Below are 24,928 nucleotides of genomic sequence, written 5' to 3'. Positions count from 1 at the left end.
CCAATTTGCAGAACGATGTCGCGACTGGCGCAGGTTGCTGTTGTCGTTTGTCTTTTATCCACACCGCTGTTTGCGTTTCAAAGTGAAGCGAAAAAGCAGACGGCCACGAACTGGCGTGCAAAGCGAATTTTGCTGCACCGCGAGTTCGGCGCCGAGCTTCAGGAGCTCGCGATGTGGTGCCGCAGCAAGGGGATCGAAGAACAGGTCACACAGACTTTCAAAGTCTATCGGGAATACGGGCTTGATCGACAATACATCTTTCTACCGACCGAAAAGAGCATGCCGGTCGCGCCGATCAAGGGTCCGAAGGCGACATGGCTGGAGAAGCTGAACGAGATCAAAGTCGCTCACGCGGCGAAGATTCTGGAGCTGGCGAAGGAGGCGGCAGAGGACGGATCTTACGCTGTCGCGTTTCGATTGTTGCACGAAGTCATTCACTTTGATCGCGATCACCAAGAAGTCCGTCGGATGCTCGGTCACAACAAACTCAACGACGGCACTTGGCGAATTCATTCTGAAAAAGTGAAAGCTCCGCGGGTTAGCAGCCGTCCGCATGACGTCGTCGGTTGGCCTGCCAAAAGTTTTTTCACAATCAATACTCCACATTTTCAGATCGATTCGAACGCTTCTGAAAAGGAAACGGCCCTGTTGGCGCAGTGGCTCGAGTCATGGCACTACGTCTGGCGACAGGTATTCTTTGAATATTGGGCCAAGGGTCCGATCGTCAAAAAATGGCTCGCTGGAAATGGCTCGCTGAAGATTCCTCGCAGGCGATTTCGCGTGGTGTTTTTCAAAGATCATGCAGACTACGTCAAGCAAGTGCTGCCGCTGCAGCCGGGAATTGAACGGTCGGCGGGCTACTACAACGGTGATCTGAAAGTTTCCTTTTTTCCCGCGACCAACATTCAGGGGCAGCGTGACGATTCCACCTGGCGGCACGAGCTTACGCACCAGATGTTCCGGGAATCGATCGCAACCAGGAACATGCCTTTCGCACAGCACTTCTTGTGGCTGGATGAAGGTTTGGCGATGTACTTTGAATCGCTCAAGATCGACGGACAGATCGCAACGCTTGGCGGCTTCGATTCTCAGCGTCTGCAGTATTCTCGCTGGCGATTGTTGCGAGAAAACTATCACGTTCCTATCGGTGAATTGGCGGCCATGGATATGCAGGCGTTCCAGCGTCGCACAGATTTGCCTTTTTTGTATGCGGAATCCGCTGGCGTGGCGCACATGCTGATGGATAGTCGACAATACAACCTGCAGCCAGTGTTGGTAAAGTTTATGCGGCAGATTCACGTGCGAAACGTCAAGCCAAACGTATTTCAGGCGATGATCGGCCGTTCCTACGCCGAGTTGGATAAAGACTATGCCGAGTTCCTGAAAGTCAGCAGTCGCGACGTTGAAAAGCGGATCGAAAACATTGGCACGATCTCGGAACTTGCCGCCATGGATGGAAAGTTGCGTGACAGTGCGTTTGATGTGATCGGAAGCTGCATCAACCTCAGGAAGCTGGACGTCTCGAAGGCCAAATTCACGAAGGAGCGAGCGACCGGGTTGCAGCGACTCGATCTGCTGGAAGAGTTGTACCTGAACGCTTGTGTCCTCGAACCCGGATCGCTGAAGCGTCTTGGGCAGTTGGCTGCCTTGCGAGAGCTGGACCTTAGCAACTCGTCGATCAACGACGGTCAGTTGGATGAACTGCTAAAGATTCCTGGGCTTAAGATGCTTCATGTCGCCAACACGACGGTCACGGATGCGGGTTTGCTCAAGATTGCAAAGCTGCCAAAGTTGAAAATGGTCGACGTCACTGGAGCCAAGGTTTCTACCACTGGAGTCGCGAACTTTCGTCAGAAACGAAGCGACGTCACTGTAGTCCAGCGGAACCAGAATTAGTTCGCGTACCTTTCAAGTTCGCCGAGGGCCAGCTCTATTTCCTCGACGGCGTTGAGGTACTGTTCTGCGTCGGACGATTCCAGAAACTCGAGTTTTTCAGAAGCCGCGGCGGCACGAGTGGCTCCGATCGCTCCGAAGCTTGATCTGAGCGAGTGCCCACAGCGTCTGGTGGTCACGAAGTCGCCTTGTCCGATCGCCTGTTTCGCCTGCTCGAGAATCTTTGGCGACTCCTCCATGCAGGTTTCGAACAGCACTTCCGCAAGTTTCACGTTTCCGCCCGTTGCGGCCAAAGCCTGATCCCGATCGATCACATCGCGCCTTGCACGGTCTCTATCGTTGTCAGTTGTCGCCTTGCGATGAGGTCTGCGTTGACATTCGACCACAGCGTATAGCTCGTCTGGCGTAAACGGCTTGACCAGGTGACCGTCCATTCCTGCTTTCAGAAAACGTTCGCGGTCTCCTGACATGGCATGCCCGGTCATCGCCACGACGCGTTGCCGCTCCCCGCCGGAACCCTCAATACTTCTGAGCCTGGCGATCGCCGTCAGGCCGTCCATTCCTGGCATTTCAATGTCCATCAGCACGATGTCGTATCGTCCGCTGGCGATGGCAGCCAGTGCGTCTTCACCCGTCGTCACAATATCCACATCGTGGCCCCGCAAGTCCAGCAGTCCCGTGACGACTTTCTGATTGATCGGATTGTCCTCAGCCAACAGCACTTGTCGCCGCGCCGCTCTATCCAGATTGGTACCGATCCCGGAAAGCGGTTCATCGGGCAGCGGATCAGTTGGTTGAAGCTTCGCCGAAAATCGAAACGTACTTCCGTTGCCGATTTCTGAAGTCACCGAAGCGGTGCCGCCCATCATCTCCGCCAGTTGCCGACAAATAGAAAGTCCCAAACCCGTTCCGCCGTAACGTCTGGTCGTGCTGATTTCTTCCTGTTCGAAAGGCTCAAAGATGCGATCAATTTTGTCGGCAGCGATCCCAATCCCGGAATCTTCGACTTCAAATTCGACCAAATGAGAGTCGTCGTTTGTCACACCGGTACGCCGAATTCGAACGTGGACTGCACCGTTGGACGTAAACTTGATCGCGTTGCTCAGCAAGTTCAGCAGGATCTGACGGATACGCAACTCGTCGCCGAGGTAAGCTTGGGACAGCGAGTCGTCTTTGGAAACGCTCAGTTGCAACCCTTTGGCATCCGCCTGTGTCTTCATCAGCGTTACAACCTCGTGGATCAACTTCTGTAGCGAAAACGGTTGAGGATCAAGCTCCAGCTTTCCAGCTTCCATCTTTGAGAAATCCAGAATGTCATTGATCAGCTCGACAAGGTTTTTCGCGCTGCCGCTGGCGGAACTAAGGTAGTCCCGTTGTTTGGCGTTCAGATCCGTCCCTCGCAGCAGTTCGCACATGCCCAACACACCATTCATCGGCGTGCGGATCTCGTGACTGATCATTGCCACGAAAGCACTTTTAGCCTCGTTGGCTTCTTCCGCTTCACGCCTGGCCGCGTCCGTGTGTTTTTTCTGTTCTTCCAGGCGATCAATGAAGGCAGCCTGTTTGCGATTCCAAATGACCATCGCGATCGAGCCCATCAGCAGCAGCGACGCTGACGTGCCAAGCAACCACCAGAACTTTCTGGTCTCGTAAAACTTCTTTTGCAGGAACCCTTCGGTGATCCATTGCGAATGGAACGCACTTTTTTGTCCATCGGGAATCCGGTCCAGCGTTTTGGTAATGATGTCTGCAAAGGTCTTCCAGTCGCTACGCACTCCAAATCCGTTGGTGTACTGAAAGTCTGACTCGCCGGCGATGCGGACGTTCGAAATTCCTGCTCGCTGAGCCACGTAAGCCACTGCGGCTGCTCCGCCAAAAAAAGCATCCACTTCGCCCGTCGAAACCATGCGAATTCCATCACTCGGATCATCGGCTTCGACAACGACGATGTCCGGATGGTTCTGACGCAGAAAAGACTCGCCCGTGTAGTCGTTGGGCACCGCGACCTTTTTGCCCGCAAGATCTTTGAGAGATAGATCGTCGGTGACTTCCTTCCGCACCACGATCACCGCCGGGTAGGTGATGTAGGGTTTGCTGACAGAAACGTAGTCGCGGTCGTCCCACGGAACCAGCAGCCCAACGGCATCGATTTTCCGTGACTTGAGCATCGAGAGATTCTCCGCCCACGTTTCGGTTCGAACCAGTTCGAACTCAATACCCAATTCCTTCTCAAAATGTTCGAGGTAACTGGAGACGACTCCGGCAAAAACATCGTCGTCGCGGGACTGCCGATTTAGTCCGGGGTCCCAATATTCGAACGGCGGGAAATGGGGAGTCGGCGCGATGCGAAGGGTAGGGTGGTCCTTGAGAAACTGTCGCTCTTCTTCGGACAACCAGTCCAGCTGTGGCGAAGTTTGAGCCTGGCAGGTGGTGACTAGCCAACTGCAAACAAGAATCGCAAGTATGCCGGTTTGCTTTGTGAGCATGGTGGTCCTCAACAGGATTTTAGGCGCTGCAGCACGAGAATTCAAAATTTCGATAGAATTTGTTTTCCGACAACTCGCTCAAGGTGCATTAATGAAACCGTGGAACCTGTCACAAACCAACTACGCCACCATCAAACAGAATGACTACGAAGTCGCCGTTTTGCCGATGGGGGCGACCGAGCCGCACAATTTACACCTGCCGTACGGCACGGATTTGTTCGAAGGCACGATCGTCGGAGAAAAAATTTGTGAAGCCGCATGGGACCAGGGAGCCAAAGTCCTCCTGTTGCCCACAATTCCATACGGTACCGAAACGAACATGCGTGAGTTTCCCTTCGCAATCAACCTGAACCCTTCGACGCTGCACCGCGTCATTGAAGATGTCGTCGACTCGCTTTTGACGTCTGGCATTCGCAAAGTCGTGATCCTCAACAGTCACGGCGGCAACGGCTTCAAACCGTTCTTGCGCGAGATGTCTGGCAAAACGGAGGCTCAGCTTTTTCTGTGCGACTGGTTTCGGGCCTTTGAGGACGTCTACTTCGATATCTTTTCCAAAGGCGAAGACCACGCCGGCGAGATGGAGACTTCTTTTGGCCTCGCTTACTTTCCCGAGTACGTCGCCGTCAATGATGACGGGACGCTACCCGCAGACGCTGGCTCCGTTCGGCCAATGCGATTCGACGCACTTAATAAAGGCTGGGTTTCGATTTCGCGACCGTGGCATCTACTCACGACAAACTCCGGCGCCGCGGACCCGCACGCAGCCAGCGCTGCCAAAGGAGAGCGGATGATGGAAGTGCTCGTTGAAAGGCTTGGCATGTTTCTTGTCGAGCTTTCTGATTCGACAATCGATGATCAATTTCCGTTCTGAATCATCATTGGTTGATTTCAAATCACGGTGAATGCTTGCTGTGCAGTCTGCGGTTCTCTAAAAATCCACGCCGTCAGAAACGCTACAACGTGAACGCGATTCCTGAAATCGGGGTGTTTGCCCTTATTATCGGGCAGATTTATCGCCAGGTCGACACGGAACCTGACCTAGAGTTCACTCCGTACGTTGCCCCCAGTTTTTGTCGTGAATGAATCTGCCGACTATGAAGAAGACACGTGCTTTAACATCCAACAAAAACAATACCCGTCGCGGTGCCGCGGTCGCCGAGTTGGCTGTGTGTTTACCCATGTTTCTGTTGGTACTAACGGCGACTCTCGATATTTGCGGAATGTTCTACGTTCAGCAAACACTCAAGATCTCTGCTTACGAAGGAGCACGGGTCGGCATCGTGCCCGAATCCGAATCGGAGAACGTAGTCTTCCAGTGTGAGAATTTGCTGGACGCTCAAGGTGTCAAAGGATACTCGATCGTACTTGATCCCCCGGACCCCCAGACGCTCACCGTTGGTGATTACTTCACCGTCACGGTGGAAGCAGATTATGCTCAAAACGCGATCGCCGGCAGCCTGTACCCTGGAAAACTGCTGACCAAATCGGTCACCCTACGTGTTGAATGAACGTGATCCCAGAAACAAAACTTTGGATCCTTGTGTTAGAGATTTGTCAATGATTAGATGCCGCTCTGTTTCAATTCATCGTCCCCGCGATGGTGCCACGATGGTGCTGATGGTCGTGCTATTGCCAGTCATGATTGCACTGGCAGCGCTGGCGATCAACGTTGCGCAAATGGAATCTGTAAACACCGACTTGCAGGTCGCAACAGATGCCGCCGTAAGAGCCGCCGGTCGCGAGTACTTGCTGACCGCGGACAAGAACAAAGCGTTGCTCGCGGCTCAGGAACTCGCCGACCGAAATCGAGTCGGTTCGTTTGTGCTTCCGATCGAATCAGGCGACCTTGAGTATGGGGTCGGCGATCGCGCAAACGTCAACTCCCCCTATACGTTCACGCACACAGGAGCCGGCAACGCCGTTCGCCTGACGACCAACTCACTTGCCAGTGGCACCAGCGGAGTCGATCTGCTGTTTCCATTCTTTGGCAGCAACGTCAAGATCCGTCCTCAGATTTCCGCTGTTTGTACTCAGGGCGTGATCGACATTGCGTTGGTGATCGACCGAAGCGGATCGATGGCTTACAGCTCAAGCGAAACCGCGGTTTATCCGCCCGGACCGGCAGCGGCACCGGCTGGCTGGGATTTCGGTGACCCGGTTCCGCCGCAGGCCAGGTGGCTGGACTTGATTGCTTCCGCCAAGGTGTTTGTCGATGAACTTGACGCGTCTCCAACCGAAGAACTGGTTGCCCTGACGATCTACGACGAAAACAGCACAACGCTGTTGAATCTGTCGAACAACTATGACCAGATCATCAACGAATTAGAGTTCATCTCTGGCAGTTTCGACAAAGGCGGGACGAACATCGGCGGCGGGATGCTTGGCGGGCAATCAGCTCTGACCAACGCAACCTATGGTCGGCAGGAAGCGTCCAAGGTAATCGTCCTGATGACCGACGGAGTTCACAACATCGGCACCAGTCCAAACTCGGCCGCGAACACGATCGCCAATTCCGGAATCGCGCTCTTCACGATCACGTTTAGCGACGAAGCCAACCAGGCGGAGATGCAGTCGGTTGCCAACAAGTGTGGCGGCCAACATTTTCATGCTGCCAATGCCAGCCAGCTGAAAGACGCCTTTCAACAGATCGCTCGTAGTCTGCCCACACTTCTTACAGAGTAATATTTATGAAAGCTCGCAATGCGATGGTAACGAATCGAAGAAATGGTGCCACGGTCGTCGAATTCGCGATGGTCTTGCCGGTGCTGTTGGTGCTGTTGTTCGGCAGTGTCGAATTGACTCGAGTCTCAATGCTGCAGCATACTGCCAATCATGCCGCGTATGTCGCTGCCCGAAATGCGATCGTTCCAGGAGCAGACGCATCGCAAGCCGAAGCGAAAGCGGAAGAGCACCTTGATCTGATCGGCGTCAAGGATGCGGTCGTCAGCATCTCGCCATCGGTGATCACCGAAGAAACGGCTTTGGTCAATGTTTCGGTGACGTTTCCGGTGTCATCCAATTCGCTGGTCGTTCCCGAGTTTATGTCCGGTGACATCGTTGGCAAAACCACCATGGTCACCGAAAGGTCCAAGGCTCAGATGTCGACAGTACTGCCAACGCCTCCGCCTCCTCCGGCACCGACGCCCACTCCCACGCCAACCCCTACACCGACTCCTACGCCAACGCCAACGCCGACTCCAACCCCCACACCTACACCGACCCCAACTCCCACGCCGACTCCCACACCCACACCAACTCCTCCGCCGCCAGTGCTGTGATCTGCACCTGAAGTCCGGCAGCCAGTTTGACAAGGTTCAGTGTGCGATTAGCCAATTGGCTCCATGACCGGTTTCGACTTCGATCGGAACCTTCATCGAGATCGCGTTCTTCATCGCCTCGACGATGACCGGAATGACGGTGTCGGTCTCGTCCTTGTGCATGTCGAACACGATTTCATCGTGAACTGTCAGCAGCATCTTGGTCGCAAAGCCGCCGGATTCGAGAGCTTCGTAAACGCGAATCATCGCCAGTTTCAACATATCTGCCGCGGTGCCCTGAATCGGACTGTTCATCGCCAGTCGCTGAGCCGCTCGTTGCAGCGTCTTGTTTCGTGAATTGATGTCTCGCAGATACCGTCGCCGTCCGGTTCGAGTCGCCACATAGCCATGTTCCTTGCCGAATTCGATTGTTCGGTCGATGTACTCCTGAACGCCGGGATGTTTGTCGAAGTAGTTCTCGATCAGTTCGTTGGCTTCCTTTCGCGGGATGTTCAATCGCTGCTGCAATCCAAACGCCGAAATTCCGTAGATGATGCCAAAGTTAACGGTCTTGGCTTTGTCGCGCATCTCGCGAGAGACATCTTCCGGATCAACTTTGTAAACCTTGGAGGCTGTCGAGTTGTGAATGTCAGCACCAGAATTGAACGCCTCAAGCATCGTTGGGTCTTCGCTCAGATCCGCCATGATCCGAAGCTCAATTTGCGAATAGTCCGCAGAGAGGATCTCGAAATCTTTGCTGCGAGGCACGAACGCCGCCCGTATTTCGCGGCCGCGCTGTTTGCGGATTGGGATCGTTTGCAGGTTCGGATTGTTGGACTGCATTCGTCCGGTGGCGGTCCATGTTTGGCTATAGTGCGTGTGCAGGCGGTTCTGTTCGTCGATCGTGTTGGGAAGCTGATCCACGTAAACGGATTTCAGTTTGACCGCGTTGCGATACTCCAGCACGTCGGCCACGATCTGGTGGTTCGGAGCCAGTCGAATCAGCTCTGTTTCCCGCGTCGAATACTGCCCCGTGGCGGTCTTTTTCGGATTGGCGACCAAATTCAGTTCATCATAGAGAATCGTACCAAGCTGCTTCGGCGAATCGATATTGAACTCGCGGCCCGCGGCTTCGTAGATTCCGTCGCGAAGCTCAACAATTTCGACTTCCAGCCGTTTTGAAAAATCAGCAAGAGCCTCCGTATCGAGCGTGATTCCTTCGTATTCCATGTCGACCAACACGGGAATCAGTGGGCATTCAATATCGTAGCAAACTTCGCTCACGCCGCGCTCCTCGATGTCAGGTCTAAGCACTGCGGCGACCTGAAGCGTGATGTCGGCGTCTTCACAGGCGTACTCGCAGACCTTTTCCAGCGACACATCGCGAAGGCTTTTCTGTTCCTCGCCTTTGGGCCCGATCAACTGCGAAATTGGAATCGGTTTGTAGCCAAGATAAAGTTTCGCCAGGTAGTCCAGGCCGTGACTCATCTCCGGTTCCTTCATCGAATGAGCCAGCATCGTGTCCAGCAATCTGCCTCGAACCTCGATGCCGTGCCACTTGAGCAACGTCACATCGTATTTCAGATTGTGGCCGATCTTTTCGATTGAGTCATCTTCGAAAACCTCCCGCAGTTCGTCCAGGATCGCTTGAGCCTTTTCCTGATCTTCAGGGCAAACAACGTAGTAGGCCGAATGTGGCTGGAATGAAAACGCGACTCCCAGTGGCAACGCTTTGCGCGGATCGAGTCCCGTGGTTTCGGTATCGAAACAGAACGCTTTCTGCTTTTTCAGTTTCTTGATCAGGTCCGCCCGCTGCTTCGCGGTTTCGACCAGCTGATAGTCATGATCGGTATTGCCAATGTTTTTTTCTTTGACCACTCCATCGTCGAACAGCGTGGACTGAATTTCCTTTTCCCGTTTTTCGCGAATGACAGCCGCACGTTTGGGAGCCGATGTGAATGACTTGCCGAACAGTTTGCGCCCGAGAGTGTCGAATTCCCACTCCATAAACAGGGCCTGCAGTGCCTCTTCATTGGCCTCACGGCGGAGAAAGTCACTCAGTTGGAAATCGTGCGGAACATCGGTTTTTATCGTCACCAGCTGTTTGGACAGCAGAGCCAAATCCCGATTTTCCTCGACGCGTTCTTTCTGTTTGCCTTTCAGTTCAGCCGTGCTGTTGACCAGTTTTTCGACGGAGCCAAACTGCTTGATCAGCTTGATCGCAGTTTTTTCACCAATGCCGGGGATGCCGGGAACATTGTCGCTTTTGTCGCCCATCAAGCCCAGGATGTCGATTACCTGGCTGGTGTGTTCGACTTGCCATTTCTCCAGCACGGCATCGACATCCAGAACCTCAAAAGTACCGCCGCGGTGACCCGGTTTGTAGACTTTAATTTTGTCCGTCACCAACTGATGATAGTCCTTGTCTGGCGTAACCATGAAAACATCGACATCCTGTGCGGCGGCTTCGATCGCCAGCGTGCCAATGATGTCGTCGGCTTCATAGCCCGGCGTTCGGATGATCGTGATGTTGAGTGCCTGCATCAGCTTGTCGACCATCGGGATTTGAGTCGCGATGTCTTCGGGCAGTTTGTCCCGCTGGGCTTTGTAGTCTTCGAAGACTTCGTGTCGGAAGGTCGGTTCGCTGGTATCGAACGCGATCGCGATATGAGTCGGTTTTTGTTTCTTGATCAAATCGAAAACCGTGTTCGCGATTCCAAATACAGCCGAAGTCGGTACTTCACCGGATGTGAATCGCGGGCTGCGAATCATTCCAAAATGGGCTCGATAAATAAGCGCCATACCATCGAGCAGGAACAGTTTTTTTGGTTCGGTGGCCGTAAACAGGTCGGGGCCAGAGATGACAGATTTCTTCTTTGCCATGGCAGATAGGTCGTCCTCGGTTGAATTTGCGGTCTCAGGTTAACAAAATCATGCGGATTTGGGTCGCCGCGCTCAATACTGCCGTAGAAAACGACAGGATATGGCGTTATCCTGCAATCCAGATGAGAACGCGTTGCTCAGGAAAAATCTTGGGCTCGAAAAGGCTGGCTTTGGCTGGCTTGTATGATTTTTGGAAGCTCAATGGTCGTCGTTGGTTTAAACGGGGGAGTTGCCAGCGGGAAGAGTTTCGTCTCCAGTTGTTTTGAGGAACTTGGGGCCCATCGGATCGACGCAGATCAGGTGGCGCACGAAGTTTTACAGAACGCAGACGTGATTGACAGAATCGTCGATCATTTTGGTGACGACGTAATTCAAGGCGATGGCCAGATAGATCGGAAACGACTTGGGAAAATCGTTTTCGGCGGAACGGGTGATGCTGAACTGGATCACCTCGAATCGATTGTGCACCCAGAGATCCGGATTCGGATTCGAAGTCAAATGGAACTGCTCCGCAAATCGGCCGATGTTGAATTGCTGGTGCTGGATATTCCTTTACTCTTCGAAGGCGAATACGATCAACACTGCGACTACGTAATTTTCGTGGATGCCAACCTGAACGTCCGCCAGCAGCGAGCTAAACTTCGTGGCTGGTCAGATGACGAGTTGGAAAAACGTGAATCGCGCCAGTTATCCGTCGAAGAAAAGAAACTTCGATCGGATGTGGTGATTAACAATTCGGGCTCAAAGGAATCAACAGCAAGACAACTGGCGGAATTCTGCCAGAAACTTGGACTGGAAGTTCCCGCGTCGTATCGTGCTCTCTATCGCATATCCTCCAACGATACACTGTCCAACACAGACCCGCCCAATGGCTGTCGGTAAAACATCAAACCCGAAACCGGATTCTGCTGCTTCTGCTAACAGGGATTCGGACACCGTCGATACCTTCGTTGATGTTTCTGAATATCAGAAACTGGATGATCGGCAACTCAACGCGCTTCTGTCGCAGCACAAAATCAGTGTCGACAAAGACGCAAGTTCCGCAGGCAAGATTCGCGCAGTAATCGACCGGCAGATTTCGCTTGGCCACAAATTGGTTGGGGCGGGAACGCTTCAGGTATTGCCCGATGGATTCGGTTTCCTGCGAAGTCGCTGGTTCAACTACCTGGGTGGCCCAGATGATATTTACGTGTCGCCCAGCCAGATCAGAAAATTCAGCCTGACCAACGGCGATCTCGTTTCCGGGCAGATTCGTCCGCCCAAAGAGAATGAACGCTTTTTCGCGCTGCTGCGGGTACTCAAAGTCAACGACATGGAACCGTCGAAGGCGATCGAAGCGCCCGAGTTTGACGACCTTTCACCGCTTGCTCCGAATCGGCAGATCCTGACAGGCGCGCCCGACTCTGATGACAGTTGTCGCATTGTTGATCTGGTGTCGCCGATTGGGTTTGGTCAGCGAGGCATTATTGTCAGCCCGCCGCGTTCCGGTAAAACGCGAATGGTGGAACAACTTTGCCAGGGAATGTTGAACAGCGATTCCAATGTTTATGCTTATGTTCTGCTGGTCGATCAACGCCCTGAAGAAATTACAGAGCTGGAGCGAAAGCTCAATGGGCCGCGATGTGAAGTGATCAGTTCGGTGTTCGACGAAAGTTCGTTCCGACACCATGATGTCGCCATGATGGTGCTGGAGAAAGCCAAGCGGATGGTTGAGCTTGGCGAACACGTCGTGATATTTCTGGATTCGCTGACGAACCTCGCCCGGTTTGAACTGGGCCCGGGATACCTTGCGAACCGGTTGGAGCCAGATTCGTTGCCGCGAACGCGATCGTTTCTTGCTTCCGCTCGACTTACTGAAGAAGCCGGTTCGTTGACGATCATCGGAACGTTGACGACAAATTCTACGAACGAGTTGGACGACCTGATTGCCGAGATCCTTCGCAGCACGTCCAACATGGAGATTCAGCTGGACCATGAACTGGTCAAGCGTCGAATTTGGCCAGCGATCAATGTGCACCTCAGTCAGTGTCAGCAGGAGGAAGTTCTTCTCGGTGACCAGTACGGTGCCGTTTGCAAGCTGCGTCGCAAACTCGGTGACCTGTCGGCCCCTGAGGCGATGGACTTGTTGCTTTCGAAAATCGAGAGCTCTGACTCCAACGAAAAACTGCTTGGCGATCTTTAGTCCTTCAGGACCGCGATTGTTCGACCAGTCATGCCCGTTCCTGGCCGCTAACTTGTTTGATTCGATCTACTTTGATTCGGCCTGATAGTCGAAAACTGCCTGAAGGGCCTGATCGCGGGCTGCAAAAGTATCCGCCGCGGTGTATTCGATTTTCAGGTCCGGTTCAAACGTATTTGAATCGTCGTCCAGCAACTTGAAAGATTTCGTTGAGTGCTGCACCTTCAACCCCGAGCTTGGCAATTGAAACGTTTTGACTTCGCCAAAATGATTTGGCTTTCCGCTAGTGGGCTCGCCGACAAAAATCGCATTCGTTTTTCGCATCTCACAGGCCGCAAAAACTCCCGATGAAAACGTGCCTCGCCCGACGATGACAAACAGCTTGCCTTTCTGATTCAGGTCGCTGTTGAGCAAGTACTTCAGCAACGGTTCAAAGACCAGCGAACTGCCGCCGGAGTTGTCTCGTAAATCCAGCACGAATTTGTCGACTTTGTTTTCGCTGATGAACGCGGCCGTTCCTTCGACGAGTTCACGAAAACCGGCCGGATCGCGACACTGGTTGTATTTGAAGTAGATCGTTTTCTCGGCCGGAATCCACTCATTCCAAAACGGAAGACCTCGCTCGTCCTTAATCAGCAGCTTCAAGAATACGGAATCTTCCATCATTCCAGCCGCGTAAGGATTGATGAAACGGATTCTGCCTGCGTCGTGCGCAGCCACTGCCCTCATCTTCGCAGTGAGCTTTATCTTGCCTTTTTCGAAATGGAAAGTCGCCGTGTCCTTATCGTCGAGAGCACCGGCACGGTCGAGAAACTCGACCGTTTGGAACTGTTTGTCGATCCGTTGCCGTACCGCCCAAATGTTGTCGTGCGGCATGAACCTGGAAAACTGTTCGATAACCTTTTCGATGGGGTGATCGCCGACGGCCACCAATTTTGCGCCGATCAGCTCTTTGTGACTTCGGTCGACCGCGCGGACATAGACGCCGTCTTTGAACCACTTGACGTTGATCGGGAAGAAACGAAACGATTTGAAGTCGGGAACCACCGAAGTGTGGCCGTCGCCGATCTGAGCGACCAGTTCCATCAATTCGAATGTCGCATCGTTGGCGTCGAGAGACTCGATACGTTTCAATAACCGGGCAACGTTCGCGTCAAAGTCGCTTTCACTGATAACCGTGAACGGATCGGGATGTCGCTGTTTGATTTCCGCAACCAAAAACTCAAGGTCACGTTTCCAGTCGACCTGGCGGGCGACGGCGACCTCTGTAAGCAGCCCTGAACTCAGGAGCATTACCGCTGCAAAACAAAGCGTTCTCAAGTTCATCCGTATCCCCCTCGTTCAAACATCAGGGAACATCAATGCTGTCCAGACTATCGGATGGCGTTGCCAGCCTCTTCCGCAACACGCTGCTTCCCTGTCAACAAATCGATACGCTCATTGTAAAGCTCGGTTTCGTTAACCGCACCTGTTTCGTCTGCATCGATCTGAAACAATTCGGCAGAAAGGGACTGTTGGATCAGCGGGCCAAACTTGATCGAAATCATCGGCTTGGGTTTCGAGCCGTTCTCTGTGTCAAACTGGATAAACATCACTTCGCTCGGATACCAGTTTCCGCTGGTGTTCTTAAAACGCAAACGTACGCCATGAGGAAACTGCGGCGGAAGCTTCGACCAGTCCGGACTGGGCATGATTTCGCGATGATCGACCCGATTAATCATCAGCTTGGCAAGGTGTTCGGGTTTCCACGTTCCCGTCAGTTCGACTTGGCCAGCATCGGCTAATTCGTGAATGGCTGCAAATTTGAAAGCTTCGGAGAGATTTTTGAACAAGCTGTCAATCGATCCGGTTCCAACCCAGCCGGCGGGCAAAGTGGACTCGACGATCGACGCATCCTGATTGTCGAGCTTTTCGAGGCTAATGAATTTGATCTTCCGTTCGCCGTTGTGTTCGGTCAAGCGATACAGAAAACGGCCATCGCAGACCTGAGTCAGCTTTGCAGGAGACTCCGCTCCCAAAATCAGTTCCAGGCGTGACTGATTCGTTCCCGCTCCGCGAGACCAAAACCTGCCGCGGATCGAATGCGAGTTCCTGAACTGATGGTTCTCAATTTCCACGTCGCCAAAAGTTGGTTGACCGTTGGCGATCGCCATTGCCGTCTGCTTCAAAAAGGCAGCCGCATCGTTTGTATGCGAAACCGCTTGGGCCTGCCGGTACGCGACAGACCGAGCGGTGGTTGAATGCGAGTGCCAGGGAGCCGGCGTTGGCACCACGGGCTGTATCCCGGCTGCAATGCTGGTCGGTTCCGTGACTGATGTCGGTTCGATGGCGGCTGAGGCTTCACTGGAGTGCCTGGATTGCCACAACCACGGCAAGCATCCGATAGCTAGCAAAGCGATTGCAATAGGTAATTCTTGCTTCATGAAACGGCTATTCGGATTTTGCGAAAGAAAACCATTACGACGCGCCGAACAAAGAAGACAACGAGCCGACAGAAGTCTGTAGTTTGTGGAAACTGAACTTGGCTGGCATCCTGGCAATCATCGGGATACTGGTCCATGTCAATTTCATCCAAGCTTCGATCCGAGTCGGCGTAATGAACCAAAAAGCCTGGCTGGAACGTATTTCCGTCGGGCAAATGATCGCTTGATTGGCGAGACCAACTCGATGTCGTCGGGACTTCCGACATTCCCAGGGGAGAATTTGATGTACGTGCGTATCACAACTGGCTTGATGGTGGTCCTGGCAATCGCCATGACGGCAAACGCCCAGGCACCGCTGGCCCGCACGGGCTTGCCGACCGGCCACAATTTGCCACCAGCTCAAATGTTAATGGAACCAGGCCCCGGCGTTGGCGGCCCGGGTCCAGGAGTCCTGATGGCTTCTTCAGCAAGTGCTGCAGGACCAGCAGCTTCGATGGCAGGCTACGGACCGTTTGGTGCCGTGCGACTGCAATCGGTTCAAGTGCTTTTCGATCGCCCGGAAATGCTGCAAGTCAGCTGGGACGTATCGTCAGTCGGACAGTACGATTCGGCTCCGCTGATCGTTCCTGGTCGTCAGAACTTCCGTCAGGGAGGCGTCTATCGTTTGAGAATCTCAAACATCGAAGGTCGCCCAGGCATGACGCTCTACCCAACACTCGAAGTTGGTGTTGCGTCGCCACGAACGTCGGCTTACCTCGCACACGCTGCGATTCCAATTCAGTTCACCGAAGAAGACTTCGACCAGGTCGCTGCAGCGAACTTCGTCACCAAAGTCATCTACGTTCCCGATGCAGAGTACCAGGAACTGGCACTTGCTGGTGTCGATACACTGGTTAGCACTCGCCTTGATCCAGGCGTCGACCCTATCGTCGAAGCAGATCGTCGCGGAGCCATCCTTGCGATCTTGCGTATGGGTAACAAGGACCTTGAAGCAGCTGGAACGGATGCAGCCCTGGCTGCAGGTGCTTTGCCTCCAGGAATGGGAGCCGGAGCAGGCGGAAGTCGCGATTACATCTCGGGTGTAACCGGTCCTGCCTACGGAATGCCTTGGGTTGGTACAAACATCGGCTTGCCAGGTCCAGCACACATTCCACTAGGTGGACCCGCTGGCCTCAAGAGCTACACGATGCACAACCACACGGCGACTCAGATCCCTGGCCCAACGCATAACGTTGACGTCATGGTCAAGCAAAAGCCTGGTTTGAGCTACCCGCGTCCAGTGGATCGCGTGTTGATTCAGGAGCGAAGCATTCGCCCTCCACACTTCAACCGCCAACCACCAGCGAACATGGTTCACGGCCAGCTTCCTGCTGACTGCCCGGACTGCAATGTCCGTCGCTAGGTTGGACGGGTCATGAAAACCAAGTAGCCGCGTCGAGTCCTTTGCTCACGCGGCTCTTTTTTCGCCAAGTTTCCTGGTGCCGAAAAAGGTACCGCAACCCGAAGACTCAATCATGGCTTCACGATTCGGAAAATTCGGAGTTGTGACTGCGACGGTGTTCGCATTCGCCCTCTCGTTTGCAATGACGGCTCAAGCACAACGTCCCCATCACTTGATGCGTGGCAACATGATTCCGGGGCAGGCTTCCCAGATCCGGTTGATGGCCAGCCCTTCCAATGCGGGGCAGATCCAACCGGTCAAAGTGATCGCACCTGACGGAGTCGAGCTTTCGTTTGCCAGCGAAGGTTCGTTTGTGGTCACCTCCCAATCAGACTACACCGTTGGCATGCAACTTGGCTCGCTGTATCGGTTTCGAATCACCGGAGTGGATGTTGCGACCAGCTATGAGCTCTATCCATCGATTGAGCTGTTGGATTTGCTACATCCGCCAAAGGGTCTGGAGAACGATTTCCCGGTCCCAATCGTCATCAGTGGGGCTGACATTCGCGAAGTCAACGCTGGACGACTGGTCACGAAAGTCATCTATCTCGAAGACCCGGAAGTCGCATTGCCTCGCGGCGGCGACAAGAGCGAACAGCCTTACTTCGATATCTCAGCGACCGAAGATCCAATTCGCGCTGCCGAGGGACTCGGTCGCCCGATGGCGATTCTGCGAATCGGTTCACGTGTTCCGACCAGCGAAGAGCTGATGAACTCGACCAGTAACGCTTTTAACAGTTCGACACCTGCGACGACTGTGGAAACGTTTCAGCCAGGCTTGCGTGTCAATCCAAAGTACCAGACTCCTGTTTTTCCAACGTCCAATCAGCCACCAGTCGTTGTTCCCGAAGCCGTCCGCGGCCAACAGAACTAACGTTGAAAGAGTTGCCATGATTTTGAGATTCAAATCGACGAAGTTCGCTGCAACTTTGGCTTGCGCGATGGTCTGCGGAATTGCTTTGACAGCACACTCCCAGGCTCAAGAGACGACGGCGACGATCCGCCTGAATTCACCTGGCCAGCAGGACGGCGACGAGCTATTGCCAACGCTTGAGGCACAGCCTTCAATTGCTCCGTTGCCCGATGCCAACACGATGCCGCTGCTCCGTTTGGCGACCAAGGGCGCCATGGGAGGCCTCGACGACGGTGCTCGACCTGCGGTCTTCACGGCCGGCAACATGGATGATCCGAACATTGGATTCGCTGGACGGGCAGGATTTACCATTCAGGAAGGGGCGATGCCCGTCCAACAGGGTACATTGATTTCACCGGCGCCGATGGCGCATCAACAGGCGACGGGAAATCACCAGCTTCGATCTTCAGATCGTACCGACAGCCGGGCATTGAGCGACGAATACATTTTTGATGGAGACGATCGCGGAACTCCTGTCGGCGTCGATGAGAACTGGACGATCTACGGGATGCAAACGGAGGATACCTTCGGGCACTTCGATACCGTTGATGGTCGTCGACTGGTTTCACCAAGCAACCGCGTCAAAATTTACTCGCCTCGGTTTGCGGCGGTTCGTAAAGTCGACGGTGTGTACAATGCACGTCGCAATACGCGAGTCGGTTCTTTTGACAAAAAACTGGTCATGCAAACGACGCGTGGAAAAGACTTTTCGTCTTCAACGATGCAGAACGTTGCGCTCAACGGCATCGAGTCCGCGAAAAGAGCCAGCGGTTTTGAGCATCGGACTCGTGGCGTTGTCGCTGACCAGGCGATTGAGCTGATCGGCGTGCGCAACAGCTTCTCAGCGTATGAAAATCTTGAACTGATCAAATGGGGACGGCACTCCAACAGCCAAACCGCGCGGCTGCAGCTTGGCATGCAAAGTGCAAACGCGTGGCAGGACAATATGCGCTTGCAAGTTCACGCTAAAGGGGCGCAGCCGATCGTCGTAAATGACCTTTCGAGTGCCCAGCAAATCATTCATGTCGAAAGCGATGGTAAGGGCTCGGTCCTTCGAGTCACAAAAGTTGCCTCACGAATCGCAGCCGACATCGGTGAAGAAGTTGAATTCACGATTCGCTTTGACAATCTCAGCTCCAAACCTGTCGGAAATGTTACGCTCGTCGACAACCTGACCGGTCGCCTGCAATATGTGCCCGGCTCGGCCGAGTGCTCGATGAAAGCCAAGTTCATCGAGAAGTTGAACGAAGCCAACTCACTAATGCTCCGCTGGGAAATTACTGATCCCGTGAAGCCCTTCAAAGGTGGCATCATTCGTTTTAAGTGCCGCGTACACTAAACGCCTCGACAGCTCGACTCAGGTTCAATACTGTTTTGACCGGAGTAGATATCAGAACAATTGGCAGTACGCCCTTTTCGCGGGCCAGGCATCAGATCTGGAGCGTCGAATGGTGACATCAGATTCGGCAGAACTCGACCAGTCGTTGAGCAACTGAACTACGGAGCTGTCCTGAAACGTAATTCGTCAAAGTCTCGTTATCCAGCCCCTCACTTTTTCGGTCCACCTTCAATTAGCAAGGAGAATCGAAATTTCAACCGTCAAGAAAATGCATCTAAACGGCACCCCCGAAATGCCAGATGTCGGTCGAGGCCTGATGCGGATGGTTTGGCACGACCTCCTGTTCATGCACTGGAAGGTTGACGGTGATGAACTTCGCGAGCACCTGCCTTCTTCGCTGGAACTCGATACCTGGCACGGTCAGGCGTGGATTGGCATCGTCCCGTTTCGAATGAGCGGTGTTTCGCTGCGATGGCTGCCCGACGTTCCCTGGTTCTCAAAGTTTCCTGAACTCAATGTTCGCACCTACGTGATCGGTCCTGATGGACAGCCCGGCGTCTGGTTTTATTCTCTCGACGCGACCAATCCAGTCGCGGTTCGCGGAGCCCGTTGGCTGTACAACTTGCAGTATATGGATGCGGAGATCCAATTCGAACGCGAGCGAGTTTGCGATTGCGGTTGCTGGATTCGTTACCAAAGTCAGCGGACGCATCGAGGCGAACCGGCTGCGGATCTGAGTGTCGAGTATCGTCCGATTGGACCGGCGTACGAGGCGGGCTGCGGTACTCTGTTGGATTGGTTGACCAGTCGCTACAGTCTGTTCTCTGCTGATCGTCAAGGCAGGCTATATCGAGGCGACATCGCGCACGACGCATGGAAGTTGCGTGACGCTCAGGCAATCATCCAATGCAACTCGATGACCGACGGGATCAACGTTTCTTTGCCTGCCGATGATCCACTTCTTCATTTCTCTGCGCGTACCAAAGTGATCGCCGGGCCAATCCGTCGAGTCCACTAGTCGACGATAGTCGTTCACTCGACGCGTTCGGAGCAGAGTTGCCGCATCCGCCGGTTCGGTAATCCGTCTCTTTTGCAGGCATCGGATTTGTCGATGGCCGCGTTTCGATTTACCTCTTCGTTGTCGCCCGGCGGGAAATCGCTTCAGGGTTGGCTGATCGGCAAGCACCATTCAGCTTTCGGTGCAATGTCTTGCAACCGATTTCAGTTTGGCTATTCGCGAGTTGTCCCAGCATGGGATGGAACTTGACCGGACGGTTAAGCAGTCTTTTCTTGGCCATAGTGGCAGTGCTTGGTCTTTCGTAACGGACTGATGTACCTAAAATTTGTGACAGAAGAATTCGTTCTTTTATTCACAAGAATTCTACTTTTGCTCCGAATCAATTCCGGACTCTGAAGTGGCCGTGTTACTATCGACGCTGCTGAAGAGTTAAATGCAAGGAATGATCCTTGGACGGGGACGCCACCAACATGCTGAAGAAAAACACAAACACAAAAACAGGAACTCGTGGATTCACGCTGGTCGAACTACTGGTGGTGATCGCCATCATTGGAATCCTGATCGGAATGCTGTTGCCCGCAGTGCAGCAGGTTCGCGAAGCGGCTCGCCGAACACAGTGCGCCAACAATCTCCGCCAGCTAGGACTTGCTTCTCTAAACTTTGAGTCAGCGCGGATGAAATTCCCGGCCGGAGAACTGATCGTCCAAGGCAACTTGCGATCGAATCGGTATCGGGGGAGCAATCTTTTCATACAGCTATTGCCGTATGTTGAAGGCCAGAACTATTTGAATTCCGTAAATTACCGTTTTGATGCTCCGTGGGCGTACGAGCAACTATTTACGTTGGAGGAGGGTCTATCGGTGCCCGTTTTTCATTGCCCTTCAATCGATACTCCTGCCGAAGCACGTGATTACTTTGGAGTTCAGGGATCTCAGGACGCAAGGTTTCCAGACACCCTTGGTGATCTGCACAACGACGGCATCTTTGGGATCCACGACAGCCGAAAAATTTCAATGATCTCCGACGGCACATCCAACACGATCATGATCGGCGAAAATTGCAACAAAGCGTTCGGCAACACGGTCGAGCCAATCGAGGAAACCGGATACGCAGATTGGCGCCGCGGAGACACCGTTGGTGGCAGCCTCGCAGAAGCACGTCGACTTCCGGTGATTCCCGCAGCAGCTGTTCTGACCTTGAATGCAGAGCTGAACGATCCACGATTCGATCCCGACGGAGAATACTTCGGTGACAATTCTCAGCTTCGAAATCATCCTTTCTCAGCCTTTCACGGCGGAGTCAATTTTGTTTTCGCGGATGGTCATGTCAGCTTGATTTCTACGGACGTCAGTCTGGATACGCTGCGAGAAGCAGGGTCGATGAATAGTGGTGGAGTTCTGGACCATTCAGAATTCTAGACATGGCGTGGGTGAAACGCGGCGGGGACCGTCAGTTAGCTCTGACCGACTGCCAAACAACCCGTTAAGAGTGATCCAAACCAGGAACTTAAGAGACAGACAACATCATGATCAATCAACCTTGCTCAATCACAAAATTCTTGTTGGCGGCACTTGTCGTGGGCTTCGGGTTTTCGGAATCTTCGCATGCCCAGTTGGTAGAGGCGATTACCTTCAGTCGTCCTCCGAGCGAAGTCGCGGTCAGCGCCGTAGAGTTTGTTTTCGAGGATGTGGATACCGAAGTGCAGATCGACCAACTTGGCACTTCTTACGCTCTTTATCAGAACAACGATACCTTTGGCGAAGACTTTGGAATCGTCGTTGCAGGACCTGTCGACAGTATCGGTCAGGTTTTCGCTGGTGACGTCATTGCACCGGATACTGATTTCGGCAACACGGATCTCCTCGTTGATGACTTCATCGCTCCGGGAGAAAATTTCTTCCTCGGATTCAGTAGCGGTTCCGATGTCGGCTATTTTAATATTGCATGGGATGCAGGTCCCGACGGCAGTATTCACTACTCTGCCGGCCAGTTCGCGTCCGGTGGTGCTTCGCTGACCGTTTCTGCTGTGCCAGAACCGTCGGCTATTGCCCTGATTTCTGTCCTCAGTATGCTGACGTTTACCCGTCGACGACGGGGATAGCGTCGACGACGGGGATAGCGGGACATCTGCAGTTTCAGTGCCACGAACGAGTCTCATTGAGAACGAGTCTCATTGAGCGAACCCGTTCATCGCGGTATCGTGTTCTTTGCAAAGATGCAAAATTCACGGTATTGCGAAACTGAAATGGCCGACACTGTCAAAATTCAAAACATCAATCTGCACCTGAGCCAGCCTCATAATCTCAAGAATGAGTGGATTGGCCAGACCGAAATTCTGACGCAGTTGATGGCCTGCTGGTTGGTCGTCAACGATCAGGACTTGCCGCTTTCCCCACGAATCGTCGGTCCGCCAGGAATCGGGAAAACCGCGATGGCGATGGCTGCCGCGGATTTGCGAGAGCAGGAACTGTATATCTATCAGTGCACCGCGGACACGCGGCCTGAAGATCTGTTGATCACGCCAGTCCTCGCGGAAAACGGCAAGATTGCCTATCACGCTTCGCCGCTGGTTTCCGCGATGATCAAGGGTGGCGTTTGCATTCTCGACGAAGGCAATCGCATGAACGAAAAGTCCTGGGCCAGCCTTGCGCCATTGCTTGATCACCGTCGATACGTTGAATCGATCGTTGCCGGGATCTCTATCGAAGCCCATCCGGATTTTCGCTGTGCTGTGACGATGAATCAGGACGAGTCGACTTTCGAAATTCCCGACTACATCCTCAGTCGACTGCAACCGACGCTGGCGCTGAAGTTTCCATCCCGCGAAGACGAAAAAGCGATTCTGAAATACCATTTGCCGTTCGTCGAAGACGATATGCTGTCGATGACTGTCGAGTTCCTGCAGCAGGCTCATGAGCTAAAGCTGGACTTTTCGACTCGCGATGGCATCAACCTGCTGCGGTATGCGATGAAGCGTATCCAACAGTCCGGCGACCATCCGATTGCACGCGACAAAGCTTGGGCGGAAGCTCTGGAGAAATGCCTCGGCGAAGAAGCACTCGATTTGCAGGAACTGGCGCGGCGAAAGACTCAGACTCTTGGCGGCCAAACGCTACCGATGGGCTTTGGCGATTTCTTCTTCGACCCGAACGATCCCCTCCATCCGGATATGGATGAAGGCGAAGATGGTGATGACGGGGGAGAGCCGTTTTGAAAGATCCTTTCAAGCCGTTTCCTGAGTCGCTGAAAATAGGGCCTCACGTGATGGCGTTTCCGATCGTTCACGGTAGCGGGGACTTTGCGTGGGAGATTCGCCGCGCGATGATGCAATACGATTTCGATTGTGTGGCCGTGCCGCTGCCAGATTCGTTTCGTGAAGGTGTCGAAGACGGGATTCTCAAACTGCCGGTGCCGTCAGTCGTCGTTCAAAAATCCGCCGCGGTGGCTGATTATGCGCCGGAGGCCAAAGATGATGACGAAGATTTGGTCACCAGTTACGTGCCAGTGGACCCCTGTCAGGGTGTGATCGCAGCGCTCCGATTTGCGATGGAAGAACGATTGCCTCGCAGGTTTATCGACCTTGAAACGGACCGCTATGAACCTCATACCGCGACGTTGCCTGATCCGTACGCGCTCAAGCAGCTGAGCGTAGAAAAGTTCTCTGCCGCGGTGGCTCCATTTCTCCAGCCCGGAAATACCGAACAGTGGCGGGCGCGAATTGATCACATGGCGTGGCAGCTGCGCCAGCTTTCGGTGGACTATAAGCGTATTCTGTTCGTGACCAACATCGTCGACTGGCCGTGGATTCGTGAGGCCTTCAACGACCGCGAACTGCAGCAACCGATGGACGAGAGTACGCTGGACCCGGAACGGTTTGGTGTCGAGCCCGACACGCTGTACTTTCTGATGCGTGAGATTCCGTTCATCGCCAATCTCTATGAAAACGCTCGACGCGAGCTCGACGACGATGAACATCTTTCGATTGATGGAGTGAAAGAGCTGTTGATCACGGCTCGCGATATCTATTTCGACGAATACAAAAATCGGGCCAGAAAGATCACGCCCAGCCTGATGTCCCGGATGCTGAAGTACATTCGCAACCTGACTTTGATCGGACATCGGCTTTCTCCACAGCTTTCCGACATTGTTGTCGCTGCCAAGCAAGTCGCTGGTGACGGTTACGCTCGCGTCGTCCTGGAAACCGCAAAGTATTATGAGTTCGAAGACCATGAGCTGTTGTCGGAATGTCGGATGGGGATCGATCGCATCGCTTTGCCGGATGGCGATGTTGCGACAGCAGTCAACCGCCTGCCGGGTCCGCCAATGCATTGGACGACCATTGAGATTCAGCCCAAACCGGACGAACAGGTTCGTAAAGACTGGAAGCAGCGTTGGAACCCGTTCTCGCAATGTAGTTGGCCGCCAGAAGACGACTTGATCGAGAACTTTCGGCGCACGGTTTTCGACAGAGCGTCGGAAGTGTTGGGCGCTGACATGGCCAAGACGGAAAAGTTCACGACCAGTGTCAAAGACGGCATCGACATCCGCGACACGGTTCGAAACTGGCACACCAACGACATCTACGTCAAAGTTCTGCCTCCAAACAAAGGCAAACTGGACGTCGCAATCATGCTTTTCGATTCGCCAGCGGATCCGCGCGAGTATCCCTGGCGGACGACCTGGTTTGCCGAACACAAAGACGAATCCACGTTGGCGTTCTATGCGACGGACTTTCAGGCACAGCCTGTCGGGCCAGGAATTTGTCTGGCTCATTACGGCGGTGCGATGTTTGTCTACCCGCCAGTGATGATTCCGGATATCTGGCAGGATCCGCGGCTGGATTTTGCTTCCACGCTTGAAGAGCGACTGATCGCAGCGGGTTGTCTCTACTCAACCTGTCGCCACGTAGCGTTGTTGAGTCCGGCTCCTCCGGGGCAAGCGTGGAAGAAAATCGCCAAGCACTACAAGAAAACTTTGGTGCATTTGCCGCTCTCAAAGTTTGGCGATTCGACCGTCCAGCAGCTTCGGATGGTCCATGTCCTTAACGGGAAAGACGTTAGAAGCTATGCTTCAAACTTCATCCGCCGCGTTTGAAG

Annotated in this window: 19 protein-coding genes; 15 read left to right on the top strand and 4 right to left on the bottom strand. The window is 53.6% G+C overall.

The features are described from left to right. The first annotated feature begins 15 nt into the window (after positions 1–15). Positions 16–1,896, top strand: a complete 1,881-nt coding sequence (locus tag MFFC18_RS21065; RefSeq protein WP_210421378.1) for a DUF1570 domain-containing protein — start codon at positions 16–18, stop codon at positions 1,894–1,896. Here the strand turns inward: MFFC18_RS21065 and MFFC18_RS21060 are convergent. Continuing rightward, the gene (locus tag MFFC18_RS21060) at positions 1,893–4,379 is read right to left on the bottom strand and encodes an ATP-binding protein (RefSeq protein WP_075083907.1); all 2,487 of its coding nucleotides are present in this window, start codon (positions 4,377–4,379) and stop codon (positions 1,893–1,895) included. The genes MFFC18_RS21065 and MFFC18_RS21060 overlap by 4 nt on opposite strands. Before the next feature lie 91 nt (positions 4,380–4,470). On the opposite strand from MFFC18_RS21060, the gene MFFC18_RS21055 reads away from it, so the two are divergent. From MFFC18_RS21055 to MFFC18_RS21040, 4 genes are all read left to right on the top strand, one after another. Next, the gene (locus tag MFFC18_RS21055; protein ID WP_075083908.1) at positions 4,471–5,250 is read left to right on the top strand and encodes a creatininase family protein; all 780 of its coding nucleotides are present in this window, start codon (positions 4,471–4,473) and stop codon (positions 5,248–5,250) included. A 208-nt stretch (positions 5,251–5,458) separates the two neighbouring features. Continuing rightward, positions 5,459–5,887 carry a TadE family protein gene (locus MFFC18_RS21050; RefSeq protein ID WP_084417012.1) on the top strand — a complete coding sequence of 143 codons (429 nt, stop codon included), beginning with the start codon at positions 5,459–5,461 and terminating at the stop codon, positions 5,885–5,887. Positions 5,888–5,936: 49 nt separating this feature from the next. Then, positions 5,937–7,061, top strand: a complete 1,125-nt coding sequence (locus MFFC18_RS21045) for a VWA domain-containing protein (protein WP_087149623.1) — start codon at positions 5,937–5,939, stop codon at positions 7,059–7,061. A 5-nt stretch (positions 7,062–7,066) separates the two neighbouring features. Beyond that, positions 7,067–7,657 (top strand): TadE/TadG family type IV pilus assembly protein, encoded by a 591-nt coding sequence (locus tag MFFC18_RS21040; RefSeq protein WP_238381223.1) that lies wholly within the window; start codon positions 7,067–7,069, stop codon positions 7,655–7,657. Positions 7,658–7,693: 36 nt separating this feature from the next. Here MFFC18_RS21040 and polA read toward each other — a convergent pair whose 3' ends face one another. Next, the gene (gene polA, locus MFFC18_RS21035) at positions 7,694–10,519 is read right to left on the bottom strand and encodes a DNA polymerase I (protein ID WP_075083911.1); all 2,826 of its coding nucleotides are present in this window, start codon (positions 10,517–10,519) and stop codon (positions 7,694–7,696) included. 183 nt (positions 10,520–10,702) lie between these two features. Between polA and coaE the strand changes: the two genes are divergently transcribed. After that, a complete protein-coding gene (gene coaE / locus MFFC18_RS21030; protein ID WP_075083912.1) occupies positions 10,703–11,401 on the top strand; it encodes a dephospho-CoA kinase in 699 nt (232 codons plus the stop codon). Then, positions 11,388–12,701: a transcription termination factor Rho gene (gene rho, locus MFFC18_RS21025; protein ID WP_075083913.1), complete on the top strand. Its 1,314-nt coding sequence runs from the start codon at positions 11,388–11,390 to the stop codon at positions 12,699–12,701. The genes coaE and rho overlap by 14 nt, the downstream gene beginning before the upstream one ends. A 66-nt stretch (positions 12,702–12,767) precedes the next feature. On the opposite strand, the gene MFFC18_RS21020 is transcribed toward rho, so the two are convergent. Together MFFC18_RS21020 and MFFC18_RS21015 are read right to left on the bottom strand one after the other, a co-directional pair. Then, a complete protein-coding gene (locus tag MFFC18_RS21020; protein WP_148619023.1) occupies positions 12,768–13,991 on the bottom strand; it encodes a S41 family peptidase in 1,224 nt (407 codons plus the stop codon). An 80-nt stretch (positions 13,992–14,071) separates the two neighbouring features. Further along, complete coding sequence (locus MFFC18_RS21015; RefSeq protein WP_148619022.1) at positions 14,072–14,851, bottom strand: hypothetical protein; 780 nt, start codon at positions 14,849–14,851, stop codon at positions 14,072–14,074. A 553-nt stretch (positions 14,852–15,404) separates the two neighbouring features. On the opposite strand from MFFC18_RS21015, the gene MFFC18_RS21010 reads away from it, so the two are divergent. The 8 genes from MFFC18_RS21010 (at position 15,405) to MFFC18_RS20975 (ending at position 24,926) form a co-directional block, all read left to right on the top strand. Further along, entirely contained in the window at positions 15,405–16,523 is a 1,119-nt protein-coding gene (locus MFFC18_RS21010; protein ID WP_075083917.1) for a hypothetical protein, read from the top strand. A gap of 112 nt (positions 16,524–16,635) precedes the next feature. Then, positions 16,636–17,436 carry a hypothetical protein gene (locus MFFC18_RS21005; protein ID WP_148619021.1) on the top strand — a complete coding sequence of 267 codons (801 nt, stop codon included), beginning with the start codon at positions 16,636–16,638 and terminating at the stop codon, positions 17,434–17,436. A gap of 16 nt (positions 17,437–17,452) precedes the next feature. Further along, entirely contained in the window at positions 17,453–18,814 is a 1,362-nt protein-coding gene (locus tag MFFC18_RS21000) for a DUF11 domain-containing protein (protein WP_075083919.1), read from the top strand. 292 nt (positions 18,815–19,106) lie between these two features. After that, positions 19,107–19,832 (top strand): YqjF family protein, encoded by a 726-nt coding sequence (locus MFFC18_RS20995; RefSeq protein ID WP_087149632.1) that lies wholly within the window; start codon positions 19,107–19,109, stop codon positions 19,830–19,832. Positions 19,833–20,302: 470 nt separating this feature from the next. Continuing rightward, positions 20,303–21,250: a DUF1559 domain-containing protein gene (locus tag MFFC18_RS20990; RefSeq protein ID WP_075083921.1), complete on the top strand. Its 948-nt coding sequence runs from the start codon at positions 20,303–20,305 to the stop codon at positions 21,248–21,250. A 107-nt stretch (positions 21,251–21,357) separates the two neighbouring features. Beyond that, positions 21,358–21,933, top strand: coding sequence for a PEP-CTERM sorting domain-containing protein (locus MFFC18_RS20985; protein ID WP_075083922.1), 576 nt, complete (start codon positions 21,358–21,360; stop codon positions 21,931–21,933). A 144-nt stretch (positions 21,934–22,077) separates the two neighbouring features. Further along, complete coding sequence (locus MFFC18_RS20980) at positions 22,078–23,046, top strand: AAA family ATPase (RefSeq protein ID WP_084417043.1); 969 nt, start codon at positions 22,078–22,080, stop codon at positions 23,044–23,046. A 50-nt stretch (positions 23,047–23,096) separates the two neighbouring features. Beyond that, on the top strand, positions 23,097–24,926 hold the full coding sequence (locus MFFC18_RS20975; protein ID WP_075083923.1) for a hypothetical protein: 1,830 nt from the start codon (positions 23,097–23,099) through the stop codon (positions 24,924–24,926). Positions 24,927–24,928 lie beyond the last annotated feature (2 nt).

The sequence above is a fragment of the Mariniblastus fucicola genome (assembly GCF_008087665.1).
Taxonomy (GTDB): domain Bacteria; phylum Planctomycetota; class Planctomycetia; order Pirellulales; family Pirellulaceae; genus Mariniblastus; species Mariniblastus fucicola.
The sequence above is the reverse complement of the archived record's forward strand: the minus strand, read 5'-3'. Positions and strand labels throughout refer to the sequence as shown.

Coding starts and splice junctions, on each gene's coding strand:
- polA (WP_075083911.1), bottom strand. CDS start 10,519: ATGGCAAAGAAGAAATCTGTCATCTCTGGCCCCGACCTGTTTACGGCC.
- MFFC18_RS20975 (WP_075083923.1), top strand. CDS start 23,097: ATGGCGTTTCCGATCGTTCACGGTAGCGGGGACTTTGCGTGGGAGATT.
- MFFC18_RS21020 (WP_148619023.1), bottom strand. CDS start 13,991: ATGCTCCTGAGTTCAGGGCTGCTTACAGAGGTCGCCGTCGCCCGCCAG.
- rho (WP_075083913.1), top strand. CDS start 11,388: ATGGCTGTCGGTAAAACATCAAACCCGAAACCGGATTCTGCTGCTTCT.
- MFFC18_RS21005 (WP_148619021.1), top strand. CDS start 16,636: ATGGCTTCACGATTCGGAAAATTCGGAGTTGTGACTGCGACGGTGTTC.
- MFFC18_RS21055 (WP_075083908.1), top strand. CDS start 4,471: ATGAAACCGTGGAACCTGTCACAAACCAACTACGCCACCATCAAACAG.
- MFFC18_RS20985 (WP_075083922.1), top strand. CDS start 21,358: ATGATCAATCAACCTTGCTCAATCACAAAATTCTTGTTGGCGGCACTT.
- MFFC18_RS20980 (WP_084417043.1), top strand. CDS start 22,078: ATGGCCGACACTGTCAAAATTCAAAACATCAATCTGCACCTGAGCCAG.
- MFFC18_RS20995 (WP_087149632.1), top strand. CDS start 19,107: ATGCCAGATGTCGGTCGAGGCCTGATGCGGATGGTTTGGCACGACCTC.
- MFFC18_RS21045 (WP_087149623.1), top strand. CDS start 5,937: ATGATTAGATGCCGCTCTGTTTCAATTCATCGTCCCCGCGATGGTGCC.
- MFFC18_RS21000 (WP_075083919.1), top strand. CDS start 17,453: ATGATTTTGAGATTCAAATCGACGAAGTTCGCTGCAACTTTGGCTTGC.
- coaE (WP_075083912.1), top strand. CDS start 10,703: ATGATTTTTGGAAGCTCAATGGTCGTCGTTGGTTTAAACGGGGGAGTT.
- MFFC18_RS21015 (WP_148619022.1), bottom strand. CDS start 14,851: ATGGCGATCGCCAACGGTCAACCAACTTTTGGCGACGTGGAAATTGAG.
- MFFC18_RS21040 (WP_238381223.1), top strand. CDS start 7,067: ATGAAAGCTCGCAATGCGATGGTAACGAATCGAAGAAATGGTGCCACG.
- MFFC18_RS21065 (WP_210421378.1), top strand. CDS start 16: ATGTCGCGACTGGCGCAGGTTGCTGTTGTCGTTTGTCTTTTATCCACA.
- MFFC18_RS21010 (WP_075083917.1), top strand. CDS start 15,405: ATGTACGTGCGTATCACAACTGGCTTGATGGTGGTCCTGGCAATCGCC.
- MFFC18_RS21050 (WP_084417012.1), top strand. CDS start 5,459: ATGAATCTGCCGACTATGAAGAAGACACGTGCTTTAACATCCAACAAA.
- MFFC18_RS21060 (WP_075083907.1), bottom strand. CDS start 4,379: ATGCTCACAAAGCAAACCGGCATACTTGCGATTCTTGTTTGCAGTTGG.
- MFFC18_RS20990 (WP_075083921.1), top strand. CDS start 20,303: ATGCTGAAGAAAAACACAAACACAAAAACAGGAACTCGTGGATTCACG.